Source organism: Nannocystis pusilla (genome assembly GCF_026626665.1).
Classification (GTDB): domain Bacteria; phylum Myxococcota_A; class Polyangia; order Nannocystales; family Nannocystaceae; genus Nannocystis; species Nannocystis pusilla.
Map to the genome: position 1 here is coordinate 9176736 of NZ_JAPNKE010000002.1, position 16481 is coordinate 9193216.

Genomic DNA, 16481 nt, shown 5'->3' on the forward strand with positions numbered 1-16481 from the left:
TGCTTTCGAGGTCTTGTCTGCGGCCGCCGTGAAGGGGTCACTGCGATGTCATCTGCTGCGCTCACGATCGCGTACGTGTCCGGTCACCTCGACCTGACGGAGGAGGAATTCGCGGCGCACTACGTGCCGCAGATCGAGGCGGCCTGCGCGGGCGAGTGCCGGTTCGTGGTCGGGGACGCGCGCGGGGCCGACCTGCTGTTCCAGCGCCACGCGCAGGCGAAGGGGCTGGCGGTGACGGTGTTTCACATGTTCGAGCGGCCGCGGCACAACGTCGGCGAGTTCGCTACGGTGGGCGGCTTCGGCTCGGACACCGCGCGCGACGAGGCGATGACTGCCGCGTCGACGATCGACATCGCGTGGGTGCGGCCGGGGCGGGAGCGCAGCGGGACGGCGAAGAACCTGCTGCGGCGGGCGCAGGCGAGGCAGTGACGCTGCTCAGTCCGGCGCGAGGATGCGGGCAGCGCCCTCGAGTCGTCCGCGGGTCGGCGAGGGCCGAGTCAGCGCGCCGAGAGGCTGGGTCGATCGATGGATGTCTCTTCGGACATCCGGTGAAATTCTCGGCACGGCGGGGCCTCCCCGGCCTCGGTTCAGCCTGCCAGGTGGGCCGGAAAGCTGCGGACCGTGAGCAGGTGGTGCAGGGCGCCGCGCGGGGTGGCGGGCAGGCGCGAGAAGTAGCGCATGGTCGAGGTGAGGTCGCCGAACACCCGCTCCAGCTGCATGTAGCGCGGGTCCTTCAAAACTTCGTCGCACAGGAGGGGAGTGGCGACGCGGCGGCGGAAGGCGCGGAGGCGGGCGAGCAGGCGGGCGTGGTATGCCGGATCTTCGACGGTGGCGGCGAGCTCGGCGGCGCGGGCGTGGGTGCCGGCGAGCAGGGCCTCCAGCTCGGCCTCGAACTTTATTAAACCGTCGGGGAAGGACTCGAGCAATTGCAGGTCGTAGTCGGGGTTGGCGTGGACGACTTGTAAAAGATGGTGGACGACGGTGTCGCGGGCGCTGTGGAGGCCGAGCGGGTCGACCATCGAGGCCGGGTCTTCGAGGGCGCGCAACAAGGTGTGGAAGCCGAAGTGGATGTTCTTTTGTGAATAGTAGGTGGCGGCGCAGGGGACGAGGAAGAAGCGCAGCATGTCGATCGCGCCGACCATCCGCTGGATCGCGGTGGGCAGCGGGGCCTCGAGGCGGCCGAGCGCGTGCAGGTGCTGCAGGCGCCGATCGACGGCGCGCGCGTCGGCCCAGCCGCGCAGCGCGACCGCCAGGCGGCCGAGCTTGTCGCGCCAGTGGGCCGGGCGGCCCACTGCGCGGCGGAGCAGCTGCAAGGTGGATTCGCGCAGGCGGGGGCTTCGGCGGGCATGATCGAGGGATCATGACGCCGATCGGGCAGGCGGGCCAATCGCTGCCCGCCTGCCTGGAGCCGCGTAGTTCAGCGCATGGCGGCGTAGAACTTGAGGACGCCGCCGTCGCCGCTGGCGTTGTTGCAATCGACGTCCCCGCCGGCCGGCGTCTTGGTCCATGCGCCGAGCGGGATCTCGGCGTCGTAGCCGGCGTCGACGTCGGGCAGGCCCAGGTCGGGGTTGCTGGCTTCCTTGGTCGTGCGGCTGTACAGGTAATGGAATTCGCAGCAGGCGTTGAGCGCCCACGCTTCGCCGACCGCGTTGGTGAAGCCCTGGACGGTGGTGGCGCCGGGCGGGACGAGGTTCGGGCAGGTGACCTGGCCGTCGGGCGAGGCGGTGATGCCGAAGTCGCCGCCCTTGTAGTTGTTGTCGGCGTTGCTCCACGCCATGAAGCCGGTGGCGTTGGTGCCTCCGCTGACCGTGATGTTGACCGCGCCCTTCCAGTTCTTGTTGGGGAGGGCGATGTTGGAGGTGAAGGCCGGCTTGTTGACCTTCAGCCACACGTTGGCGGGGGACTGGCGGACGAAGATGGACTCGGTGGAGATCAGGCTCAGGCCGGCCTTCTTGAGCCGGCTGACGCTGTAGTACTGGAACTGCATCGGGTTGCCCGCGAGGTTCTCGACGTTGCCGGTCAGCGGCTGCTCGTTGCCGGCGCCGGTGTTGGCGTGGAAGACGGTCCAGCCGCCGCCGTCGGTCACCATGTCGCACCACACCTCGAACGGCGGCTGGCCGAAGCCGGGGTCGATCGTGTACTTGCCGCTCGGCAGGGCCGGGTTGCCGGTGTGGATCTGCTTGCACGACTGCGGCGGGGCGCAGACGTTGGCGACGCAGTTGCCGGTGATGCAGTCGCTGGGCTGGAGGCACGCGCTCTGGGCCGGGCACTTGCCGCACGTTCCGCCGCCGCAGTCGACGTCGGTCTCGGCGCCGCTCTTGATGCCGTCGTCGCAGGCGGGCGGCTTGCACAGGTGGGTGCAGGTGTCGCTGTCGATCTGGTTGCCGTCGTCGCACTGCTCCTGGCCGGCCCACACGTGGCCGTCGCCGCACCCCGCGTTGATGCAGCCGTTGAGGCAGGCGTCGGTCTGCAGCTGGTTGCCGTCGTCGCACTGCTCCTGGCCGGCCCACACGAAGCCGTCACCGCACCCGGCGTCCTTGCAGGTGTCGAGGCAGGCGTCGGTGTTCGACATGTTGCTGTCGTCGCACTCCTCCATGTTGGAGGGCTGGACGAAGCCGTCGCCGCAGTCGGGCAGGTTGCAGGCGAGGGTGCACTGGCCGAGGTTGTCGTTGAGGTCGCCGAGGTCGCACTGCTCGGTGCCCTGCTCGAAGCCGTCGCCGCAGGTGGCGAACTTGCAGACGTTGGTGCAGGCGTCGTTGTTGCTCTGGTTGCCGTCGTCGCAGGCCTCGCCGGGGCCGACGTCGGCGTCGCCGCAGAAGTTGGCGGAGCAGTCGGCCTTGCAGGCCTGGCCGGGGCCGTTGTTGGCGCCGTCGTCGCATTGCTCGACGTTGGCGTGGATCAGGCCGTCACCGCAGGCGGCGGAGAGGCAGGCGAGGGTGCAGTCGCCGCTGTCGCTGTTGTTCGCGCCGAGGTCGCACTCCTCGCCGAGGCTCGGCTGCTCGAAGCCGTCGCCGCAGTCGGGGAAGGCGCAGTTGTCGGTGCAGCCGTCGTCGGGGTCGCCGTTGGCGCCGTCGTCGCAGGCCTCGCCGAAGTCGAGGACCTCGTTGCCGCACTCCTCGAGGCCGCAGATGGCGTTGCAGCCGTCGCCGTTGTCGAGGTTGCCGTCGTCGCAGGCCTCCTCCGGGCCCTGGTCGCCGTCGCCGCAGACGTTGAGCTGACACTGGGCGTTGCAGGCCTTGCCGGGGCCGTTCTCGGCCCCGAGGTCGCACTCCTCGGTGCCGCCGCCGCTGCTCCACACGTGGCCGTCGCCGCAGGTGGCGGCCTTGCAGGTGGTGGTGCAGTCGGCGTCGTCGGCGTTGTCGGTGCCGTCGTCGCACTCCTCGCCGACGCCGGCCTGGATGAAGCCGTCGCTGCAGGCGGCGTTGGTGCAGGTCTCGGTGCAGAGGTCGGTGTTGTCGGCGTTGCCGTCGTCGCACGCCTCGGTGGCCGCGACGATCGCGTCGCCGCAGGTCGCAAGGGCGCAGGCGTTGGTACAGTCGTCGTTATCGTTGTCGTTGCCGTCGTCGCAGCCCTCGCCCGGGCCGACGGCACCGTCGCCGCAGACGTTGTCGGTGCAGTCGGCCTTGCAGCTGTTCATGTCGCCGTTGCCGGCGCCGTCGTCACACTCCTCGCCGGGGCCGACGTCGCCGTCGCCGCAGGCTTGGGTCTGACACTCGGCGTTGCAGGCCTTGCCGGGGCCGTTCTCCCGCCCGTCGTCGCAGGCCTCGCCGTCCTCGACGATGCCGTTGCCACACTCGGCGACCGGACCGCCGGTGGTGGTCGTGGTGTCGGTGTCGCCGTCGGTGGTGGTCGAGGTGGTGGTGCCCTGCGTGGTGGTCAGCGGGTCGGTGGTCGCGGTCGTGTCGGTCGTGTCGGTGGAGGTCGTGGTCGACGTCGGGCTCGTGGTGGTCGGCAGCGAGGTGGTCGGGACGCCCGTGGTCGGGTCGGGGCCGGTGGTCGGGCCGCCGGTCGTGGTCTGTTGCGACGTCGTGCTCTCGGTCGTGGTGTCGGTATTCGCAGTGTCCGTCGTCGTGGCGGTCGAGTCGGAGCACGCCGTCAAGTACACGCAGGTCGCCAAGCCAAAGATAAACCTCAAGCCCTTCATGTTCTCCAAGCCTCCAGCGAGGCGACGCTACCACGGGCGATCGTCTAGCAGCAACGCGAGCGCGCGCTCGCAAGCGCGCGAGCATCTTCCGGGCGCGAAAGGTCGACGGCGAATCATTGCGCGGCGAGCGGTGTGAAGCTCCGTCGCGCGGCGATCAAATCACCCCATTGATAGGGCACGGCCCACTCGGGGCGGGCGCTCGCAGGGGCGTCGGGCGCGAGCCCGGGCGCGAGGTCGACGATCGTCCACGGCGCGGCGGTGGTGATGTCTGCGACGACCTCGACGCCCTCGGCCGGGCAGCCGAAGACGGTGACGATGCGGGTGTCCGAAGGACCAGGTCGCAGCGCCGTCACGTCGAGGACACGGCCGCCGACGCGGAGGGTGGCGACGGCGCCGCCGGGGATCACGAGCATGGAGGCGAGCGCGCCGGGGCGGGCCCGCAAGGTCATGGTCGCGCGACCGGGCGGGTCGCCCTCGGCCGGTGCGCGCAGCTCGAGGCGCGGGCCGGCGTCGCCGAGCAGGGCCGCGGGCGCCGAGGGGACGGCGCGGCTCGACCACGGCAGCAGCGGGCGCGGCTCGTCCCACGCGAGAGCGGCGGCGAGCGGCTCCGGCACACCGGCCGGGGCCTCGACGACGTGCCACGCGCGGCCGGCGTCGAGGTCGGTGAGGTGGACGAGGTTGGCCCTGGCCGGGTGGTCGATGTCGTGGCGCGGGGCGACCGCGGCGAGGCTGACGGCGAGGATGGCGACCAGCGCGAAAGACCATGTCCAGAGAGACAGGGTCTTTTCGCCAGGTTCCTCGGCGCAGGTGGGGAGCAGGGCGGTGCACAGCCAGCCGACTGTGGCGCCGACGAGCGGCGCGGACAGGCCGAGGGCCTCGACCAGCGCCGGGGCGAGCGGGGCCCAGACGGCGACCGCGAGCAAGGCGGCGGCGATCGGGGCGAGGCGCGAGGCGGGGGCGAGGGCGGCGAGGACGGCGGGGGCGAGCAGCAAGATCGCGGCGCCGGGGATCTGCGTGGCCACGAGGAGGCCGAGGCCGGTCCACAGCGACCCGGTGACGAGCGACTGGGCGAGCGGGCCGGCGCGGCGGACGAGCGGGCGCGCAGCGGCGAGGGCGGCGGCGAGGGCGGCGGCGGCGAGGCCGAGCAGAGCCGTCGAAGTGGAGGCGCACCAGGGGCCGAGCGGGCGGGTGAGGGCCTCGGCGGAGAAGAGGAGGATGGTGGCGGCGGCGACTGCGGCGAGGACTGCGACGAACGGGGCGGCGAGGGCCAGCAGGACGGCGCGGACGGACAGCTCGCGGCGGCGCAGGATTGCGGTGACGAGCAGCGCGAGCAGGGCGGCGGCGGCCAGCGGGACGTCGAGCCAGGCGGGCCAGCGCAGCAGGACGAGGCCGAGCAGGTCGACGTAGTGGGCGTTGTGCGGGGCCGGCGGCGGCAGATCGGTGGCCAGCAGGTTGCGCGCGGTGGCGAGGACGGCGGCGCCCTGCTGTTGCACGCTGCCGAGGTCGAGGTGGGCGAGGTCGTCGCGCGGGGTGTGGTAGCGCAGCACGCCGCCGATGAACGCGAAGTTCATGCCCTGAAGGCCATGTTCCTTGAGGACGGTGAGATCGGTGTCGTTGGGCAGGCGGCGGTAGATCTCGTAGGACAGCGACAGGGCGTTCGCGCCGGCGCCGGCGAAGGCGGCGATCAGGGCGCTGTTGCCGTCGCTGGTCTCGAACATGCTGGAGGCGCCGGTGGTGCCGCGGGCCTCGAGGTTGAGGACGACGCCGATCTCGCGGGCGCGCGGGTGCTCGGCGAAGGCGCGCATGCCGAGCAGGCCGGCCTCCTCGCCGTCGGTGAACACCAGCGCCAGCGGAGGGCGGCGCGGGAACGGGAGCAAGATCTGCAGCAGCTCGAGCGCGGTCGCGACCCCGTGGCCGTCGTCCGCCGCGCCCGGGCCGGCGCCGACCGAGTCGTAGTGCGAGGTGATCGCCAGGGCCGGGCCGGCGACCTGTCCCGGGAGCCAGACGATCACGTTGGTGACCGGGGCACAGTTGCCGCCGCTGCTGCAGGCGAAGCCGCGCTGCTCCTCGGGCTCGGTGCCGAGGGCGCGCAGGCGGGCGACCAGGCGCGCGCGGACGGCCTCGTTGGCGGCCGAGGCGACCGGGTGCGGGCGCTCGTCGCCGAGCAGCCGGACGAGTTCGTCGCGGGCGCGGGCGGCCGAGAAGGTCTCGCGGGGCGCGTCCGGGCCGGCGGGCGCGGGCGGCTGGCTGCGCACGAGGGCGAGGGTGGCGACGCCGAGGCAGGCCGCGAGGACGACGTGACGGAGGCGGCGCGGGGACACGGCGGTGCGCGCAGGATAGCGCACCGCCGCCACGGACGGCGGGCTCGGCGCGGAGCGAGGGGCCTCGGCGAGGGCAGCTTCGCGGAGGTCGCGGATCGGCGAGGCCACCGGTGCGGGCCGAGGGAGGGCGGAGCCGGGCGGGCCGAGCGAAGTCGGGGAATCGAACGCGAGACGCGAGCGAGGAGCGGGGGCTCCTGCTCGCGTCTTCAGTGTCGTCAGGGACGGGCTGGATTACCAGCGGCCGCCGCCGCCGCCGCCGCCGCGGCCGCCACGGTCGCCGCCACGGCCACCGCCGCCGCGGCCGCCGCCGCCGCCGCCGCCGAAGCCGCCACGACCGCCGCCGCCGCCGCCGAAGCCACCACCGCCGCCGCCGCCGCCGAAGCCGCCGCGGCCGCCACCACCACCACCGCCGCCGAAGGAGCGGTTACCACCGCCGCCGCCGCCGCCACCCGGGCGATCGCGGCGCTCTTCGGCCTCGTTCACGCGGAGCGGGCGGCCGTCGAGCATCTGGCCGTTGAGGCTCTCGGTGGCGCGCTTGGCGGCCTCGTCGTCGGCCATCGCCACGAAGGCGAAGCCGCGGGAGCGACCGGTGTCACGGTCGAGGACGAGGCGGATCTCGGCGATCTCGCCGAAGTCTGCGAAAACTTGCTGGAGGTCCTCCTCGGTGGTCTGGAAGGACAGGTTACCTACGAACAGTCGGTTGCTCATGTGCGTCGTCTCGTGCGTGCGGCTCGTGGGCGCTCTCGCCCCGTGTTCACACCCCGACCGCCGTGGGAGCCGCGCCACGATGGTCAGCGTCGCCGGAGACAAGGACCGATACAAACTCAGAGACGAGCGTGCAAATGAGCCGAGTGCCAGAAACGTTTGTGCGCGCGTGGGATACCACGAGGTTCGCGGGCGCGCAACGAAGCGGGGGACGGGCCGGCGCACGCCGCGGGGGTGAACGGTGGTGCACGGCCGTTCGCTGCCTCGCCGGGCCAGCGGACCCGGGCGTGAGGGTTCAGTCGGCGAGGGTGGTGTCCAGCTCGCGCTCCTCGTCGAGCACGGCCAGGACGTCGACCTCGGGGCGGATTTTGTCGTACAGGTCGGGGAAGGCGGCCGAGGCGCCGTAGCGCTCGCGGACCTGGCGGTACAGCCGGAGGTCGAACATGACCTCGAATTCCTCGCGGGTCATGAAGGTGTCGGCGTAGAGGAACGGGAAGCCGCGCACGCTGGCGGTGAACGCCTCCATGGCCCGCATCGCGTGGACCGTCTTGAACGGCAGGCCGCGCTGGATCGGCCCGGGCACCCCGTAGACCCCGAGGTCGAAGTACATCGCGTAGTCCTTGCCGGGCACGATGTCCTCGGGGAACGGGCGCGGCAGCTGGCCGCCGGCCTCGCCGTGGTCGTACACCCGCGACGGGTACAGCAAGATCGGGAACATCTCGAACCGCTCGTCCACGAGGTCGATCGCGCGCTTCATCGCGCTCATCGGCAGGACGATGTCCTGGAACACCTGCATGGTGAAGGTCATCTTGCGCACCGCAGGGGTGGTCGAGAACTTCAAGAAGGCGATCCGCGGCGGCATCATCCACCCGAGCAGGGCGCGGAACAGCGGGTGGTTGCCCTCCGGGATCATGTGCGCCACCACCCAGAAGATGCTGCGGTTGTGGCGGAGGATGTAGTCCTGCAGCGGGATGTACTCGTCGCCGCCGCGCTCGGCGAACGTCTCGACGTGCTTGTAGAACCACGGCTTGTACCAGCGGCCGACGTGGTTGATCTTGGCCCGCTCGGCCGGACCCTCCGGCTCGTCGGCGAAGTCGCCGCACATGATCACCGCGCGGTCCTTGGCGTAGACGGTGGCCTCGAGGAAGTGCGGCGCGTCGTCGGCGTTGGCGAGGCGGTACATCTCGTCGCAGTAGCCCTGCTGCGAGTGGACCGGGACGTAGCGCATGTGCACGTACTTCTTGATCGGGACGACGGCGAGCTCGACGCCGACCAGCAGGCCGAGGGTGCCGTGCGACCAGCCCATGGCGCGGAACAGGTCAGGGTGGCTGTCCTTCGTCACGCGCACGAGGCTGCCGTCGGCCAGCACGACCTCGTAGGCGACCACGGTCTCGAACAACATGCCGACCTTGTGCGAGTGCGTGGTCATGCCGGCGGCCAGGGCGAGGCCGCCGATGGTGGCGTCGGCGATCTCGAGGTGGACCGCCAGCATGTAGCCGCGCTGCGCCAGGAAGCGCATGGCCTGGCCGACGGTGACGAACGGCTCGACGCGGACGGTCCGCGCCTGCTCGTCGAGGCCGAGCACGTCGCGCAGCGCGCCCATGCGCACCTTGTGCCAGGTGTGCTTGGGCTCGAAGCGGGTCGAGAGGTTCATCCACGTGCGCCGGTCGGTGCACATCGGCTTGCGCTCGTTCGCCGGCTGGCTGGCCCAGCGCCGCACCTGCTCCTGGATCTCCCGCACCTTCTCGTCGTGGCGCTCGGGCGCCGCGCCGAGCAGCTCGTAGGCCCGCGCCCGCGCCCGCAGGACGGCGTCGAAGACGAAGCCGACCGGCAGGCCGACGCCGACCAGCAGCAGCGAGCGGTACTTGGTGAGGAGGTCGACGAGCTTCTGGCGCATGATGTTTTAAGGGGCAGGTGCGGAGGGACAGGTTCGATGGGACATGGCCGAAGCGACAGGCTTCAGCCGAGCAGGCGCGGCAGGTGGACGGCGACCTGGCGCTGCCACCAGTCCCAGTCGTGCCGCGACTCGCGGCCCCAGATGTCGGTGACGCTGGGGATGCCCTTCTCCTCGAGCAGCTGGCCGAGGGCGATCGTCTCCTCGATGCAGCCCTCCTCCCACTTGCCGCGGCCGCAGACGAGGGTGAGGTGGGTGTTGCGGCGCAGTCGCTCGAGCGCCTCGCCGTGCAGGCCGGGGACGAAGGCCAGCGGGTTGTTGAAGTAGAGGTCCGAGTCCGGGTGCTTGCCGGTCAGCTCGGTGGTGAGGTAGCGGCCGCTCATGCACAGCACGCGGCGGAAGGTCTCGGGGTACTTGAGGGCGAACAGGGCGGCGTAGGTGCCGCCCAGGCTGCAGCCGACGGCGGTCATCGGCGCGCCCTCCCAGCGGCAGTCCTCGCGGATGAACGGCACGAGGGTGTCGAGGATGAAGCCCTCGTAGGCGCGGTGCCGCTGCATGCGCGCGGCGATCGAGCTCTCCTTGTCGGTCCACACCTGGGAGACGTTGCTCTCCGGGCAGTAGAACTTGACCTTGCCGGCGCGGACCAGCGGGCCCAAAACCTCGAACATGCCGTGGCGGTCCCACTCGTGGGCGAAGCCGGCGGCCGAGGGGAAGGCGATGACGGGCGGGCCGTAATGGCCGTAACACCACAGGTGAACCTTGCGCCCCATGGCGGGGCTCTCGAGCATCAAGTGACGGGCGTGCATGCGTGCGGCCTCGATGATGCCGGCGCTCGTCGGGCGGGCGCAAGGGTCGGCCGCGGCGGGGCCCGGACGGGCGAATCGGGCCGGTCCAGGGGCGACCGGGGCAGGCGGGGCCGGGCGGCCGCGGCGGGACCTAGCCTTCGGGACAGGTCTCGGCGAGGGTGCTGCGCGTGACCGCCGGGTCGCCGGCGGCGAGCACGAAGATGCCGGGGAAGCCGGCGGTCTCGAAGCCGTCGCTGGGGTTTTCGCACAGCAGCGAGTCGGTCAACGCGAGGGTCCCGCTGCGGTCGTTGCTGACGAAGAAGATCGCGCCGCCGCCCTCGTTGGCGTGGTTGTCGCGCACCTCGGTGCCGCACAGCGAGAGGGTGAAGGTGTTGCCGTCGTTGTAGATCGCGCCGCCGCTGCCGCCGCCGGGGGTGCCGCTCTCGGCCGGGTTGGCGCCGTCGCCGATGGCCCGGTTGTGCGAGAAGTGGCTGTTGATCACGGTGTACGAGACGCCGATGCTCGACAGGCCGCCGCCGTTCGAACACACGTTGCCGAGCTCGGGCGCGCCGCCGAAAGTGCTGTTCACGATGTAGACCGGGCGATCCTCGTGCTGGTCGAACACCCGGATCGCGCCGCCGCCGACGTCGGGCCCGGTGTCGGCGCAGGCGTTGTTGAAGAAGCGCGTGTTGACGGCGCGAAACCGGCCGCCGCGGACGAAGATCGCGCCGCCGCCGTCCTCCTCGCTCCGGGCGTCGCCGTCGACGAAGGTCAGGTTCTGGACGACGAGCCGCGGGTGGTCCTGGTCGTCGCAGTGGTCGGTGGTCCAGCGCTGCGCCTGGTCGCAGGTGTTCTGATAGAGGATCCGCCGCGCCCCGCCGCCCGAGAGGGTGACCTTGCCGCCGCCGTCGATGACGATCTCCGGGCCGGTGTCGTTGAAGATCTTGGCGGTGCGATCCAGAGTGATGACGACCGGCTCCGGGCCGCAGTCGAAGGTGATCACGCCGCCCTGCTCGACGGCGGCGATGAAGGCGTCGCTCGTGCAACTGGCGGCGGTGCCGTCGCCGACGACGCGGTCGGGCGCGCTGGTGTCGACAGGCCGCGCCTCGTCCGGGATGTCGCAGGCGCCGTCAGGGTTGCCCGCGGGCGGGCCCTCGGCGGGATCGGTGAGCGGGTTGTCGACGGGGTCGCGGTCGTCGCCGCCGCACGACAGGAGGAGCAGCAGGGCAGAGGCGAGGCGCGCGGGACGACGGGGCATGGGGCGTCACCTTAGCGCGGTGAGCGGAGCGGACGGGCGCGTATCAGCGCACAGGGCGGGGCTCGCCGACCAATGGCGTGTGACCTGAACCGTGGGTCCGCGACGCCACAGAACTCGCGAGGGCGCCGGGCGATCGCGCAAATACAATGATGGGAGTGACAATGGGCCAGGGCGCGGATCTTCGCGCGGAATCGCGGCGCTGCCGGAGCGAGATGCGGCGTGAGGCGAGGCACGGTAAGATGCGGCCATCCAGCCGACGAACCGACCCACACTAAAGCCGATGAAGATCGCAATGATTGGCGCCGGGATCTCCGGGATCGCGGCGACCCGGATGCTGCAACGATTCGGCCACGAGGTCGTGCTGTTCGAGCGCGGACCCCGGCCGGGCGGTGTATGGGCGGTGGCGTATCCGGAGGTCCGCCTGCAAAACCTGGCCGAACACTATCGATTGGCCGAGTTCCCGTGGCCGTTCGCGCCGGACCTGCACCCGACGCGCGAACAATTGATGCGCTACATGGAGGCCGCGATCGCCCACTTCGGCCTCGACGTGCGGACCGAACACGAGGTGCGCGCCAGCGAGGTCCGCGAGGACGGCTGGTCGCTCGAGCTGAGCACGCCGGCGGGGCCGCGGCGCGAGCGGTTCGACTTCGTGGTGGTCGCGAGCGGGCAATACACGCAGGCGCCGCACAGGCCAGAGCTGGCCGACAGATCATGTTTTCCAGGACAGGTGCTGTCCGACCGCGAGGTCCGGGATCTGTCGGTGCTGGCGAACAAGCGGGTGGCGGTGATCGGGTTCGGCAAGTCCGCGGTCGACATGGCGAGCTTCGCGGCGGCCCGCGGCTCGCACGTCGACCACGTGTTCCGCGAGCCGCGCTGGCTGATCCCGCGCAAGGTCCTCGGGGTCCTCGGGACGCGGCTCATGTTCATGCGCGCGAGCACTGCGATGATCCCGGCGTGGGTCCATCCGACCCCGGCCGAGCGGCTGCTGCACACGCGCTTGCGCCCGCTGGTGCGCGGGTTCTGGGCGCTGATCGCGGGGATCCTCCGCGCCGAGGCCGGGCTGCACGGGCTGTGGCGCGACCCCGAGGTGCGCCGCCGCATGACGACGCTGATCCCGGGGTCGCCGGTGCCGTTCGAGATGCGCTCGGCGGTGGCGGTGGCGCCCGACAACTACTACCGGCAGGTGATCCGCGGGCAGATCGAGCCGCACCGCGGAGAGCCGGTCGGGTACACGCCGCGCGGGCTGCGGCTGGCCGACGGGCGCGAGCTGGCGTGCGACCTGGTGGTGGTGTCGACCGGCTCGCGGTCGCCGCAGTTCCCGTTCCTGCCGCAGGAGTACCGTGATTTGCTCGAGGCGGAGCCGGACGGGGTGCAATTGTATCGTCACGTGATTCATCCGAAGGCGCCGCGGCTGGCGTTCGCGGGCCATAACCACGGGTTTTTGCACGTGCCCGGGGTGGAGGTGGCGATGCTGTGGCTGGGGGCGTACCTGCGCGGCGACCTCGAGCTGCCGCCGGGGCCGGAGATCGAGCGGCAAATGGCGGAGGTGCAGCAATGGAAGCGGGCGAACATCTTGTTCGAACCGGCGCGCTCGGGTGCCATCAATACGCGCTTTCACCAGTACCTCGACGTGATGCTGTCGGACCTGGGGGTGTCGCCGTACCGCAAGCGCGGGCTGCTGGCCGAATTGACGGCCCCCTACACGGCGGCCGACTACGCCGGGATCTTCGAGGAGTACGAGCGCTCGCGCGAGGCCGGGCCGCGGCGGCCGCTGCCGCTGTCGACGTGACTCAGACCCGCCGCACGTGCTGCCAGTGCAGGGCGGTGACCAGCAGCCACGCGCAGGCGAATGTCCATAGCAGGCCCTGCTCGAGCAGGATGGCGCCGGCCCGCGGCAACGCGTGGTCGGCGGCGGCGGCGGCGACGAAGGACAGCGCGCGGGCGATGCCGGCGACCCCCGCGGCGCCCCAGATCCACGCCCACGTGCCGCCGAGCTGCAGGGCGGCGCCCGCGAGCACGACGCAGTAACCGCCAGCGAGCGCGCCGACGCTGGCGGCGAGCAGGCGAAAGGTGATGATGCCGTGGTCGGAAGGGGTCGGGACGACGTCCGCCTGCAATGCGTAGACCGCGAGCGGCAGCGGGACGACGAGGAGGACGGCGAGCAGGTCGCGCGGCCGCGTGCGAATGCCGAGACCGCTGCGCCGCAGACCGCGGAGGGTGCGGACGACGCCGAGCAGCAGGGCGAGGTCGGCGGCGATGTAGAGATAGCGCAGACCGTACAAGAAGGCGTCCGCGAGGGCAGGGTGCTTCAAGATGACCGAAGGGACAGCCGCCAAGTACATCAGGCCGAGGCGCAGCTCGGCGGCGACGCGCAGGGCGAGGCCGAGGCAGATCGCAGTGCTGGCGCCGCGGGTCGGGTCGTCGCCGGCGAGGGCGCGCCGGCCGGCCATCGCGGTGGCGAGCGCGAGCACCTCGACGACGACGGTGGCGATGAAGAGGGCGAGGCGCACGTGGGCGGGCTCGACGTCGCGGAGGAAATCGATCGCGGCCAGCACCGCCGCGGCGAGCCAGATCACGAGGATCGGGGCACGGATCGCGGCGAGGCGGGGCGACAGCACTGGCCCGAGGGTGCGCCCGGGTGCGCGGCCCGGTCAAGTTGTGGGCAGGCGCGCGAGGCCGCGCGACGGCGAGCGCGGACAATGTCATCACCCGCCGACCGGGGCGGACAGGTGATTGCGAGGACTCGCGCAACGGCGATTGAGAGGATCCTGCGGCGCGGACGGGTGCCCGGTCACAGGCCCGCGCAGGCGCGGGAGGGTCGCCCCGCGCGGGCCGCCGGCGCGAGGCAAGCGCGAATGCACCAGGTCCGGGCGGTCAGCAGTCGTTGGTCGAGCAGATCACCCAGCCGGTGTACATGACCGAGGCGTTGGCGTCGTTCCAGCCGCCCTCGATGCCGCAGCCCTCGTTCCACTTGTAGATGCGATAATTGAGGAGGTTGTCGCCGTTCGGCTCGAACGAGGCCGGCGGAGCGAGGCAGGACACGTTGCCCTGGGCGTTGTCGGTCATCCAGAAGTCGCAGGGCTGGCCCTGGCAACGGCCGATCCAGTTGGTGATGTACTGGGCGCCGACGTACTTGGGGAACACGTTGTAGAGGTTGGGCACGACGCCGCCGTTCCAGCCGACGATCGCGGTGGCGTGGGCCTTCGTGCGCGGGACGATGACCTCCATGCCGACGGCGGCGCACTTGTTGGTGTAGGCGTCCTGGTGGCTGCCGAGCGCGCCGTCGTTGAAGCGGACCATGGTGTAGCCGCAAGCGCCGGCGTCCATGTCGCAGTGGACGCCGAGCGGCTGGATCGCGCCGGCGCCGTCGGGGTCGATGGTGTAATCGCCGTCGCCGAGCGATGGATTGACCTGCTTGAGCTCCTTGCAGCTCTTCGTCAATGTGCAGACATTGTTGACGCAGGCCTGCTGCGCGCAGTCGCTGTTGCTCTGGCACGAGCCGCCGAGGCCACACTTGCCGCAGGAGCCGCCGCAGTCGACGTCGGTCTCGGTCCCGTTCTTGACGCCGTCGCTGCAGGTGGGCGACAAGCACTGGTTGCTGCAGAAGTCGTTGTTGCTCTGGTTGCCGTCGTCGCACTGCTCGACGCCCTGGTAGACGATGGCGTCGCCGCAGGTGGCGGACTTGCAGGTGTTGAGGCAGGCGTCGTTGTTCGACAGATTGCCGTCGTCGCACTGCTCGCCCTTGCCGGGCTGGACGAAGGTGTCGCCGCAGACCGGGTTCTTGCAGGCGAGGGTGCAGGCGCCGGTGTTGCTGTTGTTCATGCCGGCGTCGCACTCCTCGCCGGGCTGCTTGAAGCTGTCGCCGCAGGTGGCGAGCTTGCAGACGTTGGTGCAGGCGTCGTCGTTGCTCTGGTTGCCGTCGTCGCAGGCCTCGCTCGGGCTCTTGTCGCCGTCGCCGCAGACGTTGGTCTTGCACATGGCGTTGCACGGCTTGCCGGGGCCGTTGGCCGCGCCGTCGTCGCACTGCTCGACGTTGGCCTGCACGAGGCCGTCGCCGCAGGTGGCGAGCTTGCACGCGACCGTGCAGGCGCCGCTGTCGCTGTTGAGGCCGCCGAGGTCGCACTGCTCGCCCTCGTTGGGTTGATGAATGCCGTCGCCGCAGGCCGGGAGCTCGCAGCTGTCGGTGCAGCCGTCGTCGTCGTCGCCGTTCTGCTGGTCGTCGCAGTCCTCGCCCGGATCGAGGGTGCCGTTGCCGCACTCCTCGAGCTTGCAGGTGGCGGAGCAGCCGTCGCCCGGGTCGATGTTGCCGTCGTCGCAGGCCTCGCCGGGGCCCTGGTCGCCGTCGCCGCAGGTGTTGAATTGACAGTCGGCGTTGCAGGCCTTGCCGGGGCCGTTGTCGACGCCGTCGTCGCACTCCTCGACGCCGCTGCCGGTGTTGTAGAGGGCCCCGTCGCCGCACACGTTGAGCTTGCAGGCGGTGGTGCAGGCGGCGTTGTCGGCGTTGTCGTTGCCGTCGTCGCACTCCTCGCCGACGCTGTCCTGCACGTGGCCGTCGCTGCAGATGGCGTCGGTGCAGGTGTCGGTGCAATCGTCGGTGTTGTCGGCGTTGCCGTCGTCACACTGCTCGGTCGGGGCGACGATGCCGTCGCCGCAGTTGGCGAGCGCGCAGGCGTTGGTACAGTCGTCGGCGTCGTCGTCGTTACCGTCGTCGCAGCCCTCGCCCGGACCGACGGCCCCGTCGCCGCACACGTTGTTGGTGCAGTCGGCCTTGCAGCTGTTCGAGTCCATGTTGTCGGCGCCGTCGTCACACTCCTCGCCGGGGCCCTGGTCGCCGTCGCCACAGGTGTTGCTCTGACACTGCAGGTTGCACGGCTTGCCGGCGCCGTTGTCGGGGCCGTCGTCGCAGGCCTCGCCCGGATCGACGTGGCCGTCGCCGCACACCGGATCGGGCTCGCCGGTGGTCGTGGTTTCGGTGTCGCCGGTGGTCGTGGTGGTGGTCGTGGACGCGTCGGTGGTGGTCGGCCCGCTGGTCGTGCCGCTCATGCCCATCGTCGTGGTCGGCGGCGTGCCGGTCGAGGTCGGGTCGGGGCCGGTCGAGATCGGCGCGCCCGTGCTGGTCTGCGCGTCGGTGCCGGACGAGCCGTCGGTCGCGCCGCCGCTGGCGGTCGGATCGGTCTGCCCGCAGGCGCCGATGAACAACATGGTCGAAAGGACAGCCGTACAATCGCTAATTCGGATGATCGATCGCTTCATGACTCCTCCACGTCCCGCGCCAACCCGCTCAAACCCATGCAATGTGGCCCAGAGACCTCTCTTGGATATCAGAGCGGGGTCTGTGGGCACCAGCGGCGCCTGCGTTGCCGCTGGGCGCCGA

11 protein-coding genes are annotated in these 16481 nt (G+C 71.3%); 2 read left to right on the forward strand and 9 right to left on the reverse strand.

The features are described from left to right. The first annotated feature begins 75 nt into the window (after positions 1–75). Positions 76–429: a hypothetical protein gene (locus tag OV079_RS40565; RefSeq protein ID WP_267775048.1), complete on the forward strand. Its 354-nt coding sequence runs from the start codon at positions 76–78 to the stop codon at positions 427–429. 158 nt (positions 430–587) lie between these two features. On the opposite strand, the gene OV079_RS40570 is transcribed toward OV079_RS40565, so the two are convergent. The 7 genes from OV079_RS40570 to OV079_RS40600 form a co-directional block, all read right to left on the reverse strand. Beyond that, complete coding sequence (locus OV079_RS40570) at positions 588–1313, reverse strand: hypothetical protein (protein WP_267775050.1); 726 nt, start codon at positions 1311–1313, stop codon at positions 588–590. A 104-nt stretch (positions 1314–1417) separates the two neighbouring features. Continuing rightward, positions 1418–4135 carry a DUF4215 domain-containing protein gene (locus OV079_RS40575; RefSeq protein WP_267775052.1) on the reverse strand — a complete coding sequence of 906 codons (2718 nt, stop codon included), beginning with the start codon at positions 4133–4135 and terminating at the stop codon, positions 1418–1420. Between the two features lie 122 nt (positions 4136–4257). Next, a complete protein-coding gene (locus OV079_RS40580) occupies positions 4258–6465 on the reverse strand; it encodes a M28 family peptidase (RefSeq protein ID WP_267775054.1) in 2208 nt (735 codons plus the stop codon). A 231-nt stretch (positions 6466–6696) separates the two neighbouring features. After that, positions 6697–7173, reverse strand: a complete 477-nt coding sequence (locus tag OV079_RS40585) for an RNA recognition motif domain-containing protein (protein ID WP_267775056.1) — start codon at positions 7171–7173, stop codon at positions 6697–6699. Positions 7174–7465: 292 nt separating this feature from the next. Continuing rightward, entirely contained in the window at positions 7466–9067 is a 1602-nt protein-coding gene (locus OV079_RS40590; protein ID WP_267775057.1) for an FAD-binding oxidoreductase, read from the reverse strand. Positions 9068–9129: 62 nt separating this feature from the next. After that, positions 9130–9870 (reverse strand): alpha/beta hydrolase-fold protein, encoded by a 741-nt coding sequence (locus OV079_RS40595; RefSeq protein ID WP_267775058.1) that lies wholly within the window; start codon positions 9868–9870, stop codon positions 9130–9132. A 130-nt stretch (positions 9871–10000) separates the two neighbouring features. Then, positions 10001–11107 carry a hypothetical protein gene (locus OV079_RS40600; protein ID WP_267775059.1) on the reverse strand — a complete coding sequence of 369 codons (1107 nt, stop codon included), beginning with the start codon at positions 11105–11107 and terminating at the stop codon, positions 10001–10003. A gap of 280 nt (positions 11108–11387) precedes the next feature. Here OV079_RS40600 and OV079_RS40605 point away from each other — a divergent pair, with 280 nt between their 5' ends. Further along, positions 11388–12896 carry a flavin-containing monooxygenase gene (locus tag OV079_RS40605; protein WP_267775060.1) on the forward strand — a complete coding sequence of 503 codons (1509 nt, stop codon included), beginning with the start codon at positions 11388–11390 and terminating at the stop codon, positions 12894–12896. Between the two features lies 1 nt (position 12897). Here OV079_RS40605 and OV079_RS40610 read toward each other — a convergent pair whose 3' ends face one another. Then, a complete protein-coding gene (locus OV079_RS40610) occupies positions 12898–13725 on the reverse strand; it encodes a hypothetical protein (RefSeq protein ID WP_267775061.1) in 828 nt (275 codons plus the stop codon). Positions 13726–13981: 256 nt separating this feature from the next. Beyond that, positions 13982–16309 (reverse strand): DUF4215 domain-containing protein, encoded by a 2328-nt coding sequence (locus OV079_RS40615; RefSeq protein ID WP_267775062.1) that lies wholly within the window; start codon positions 16307–16309, stop codon positions 13982–13984. Positions 16310–16481 lie beyond the last annotated feature (172 nt).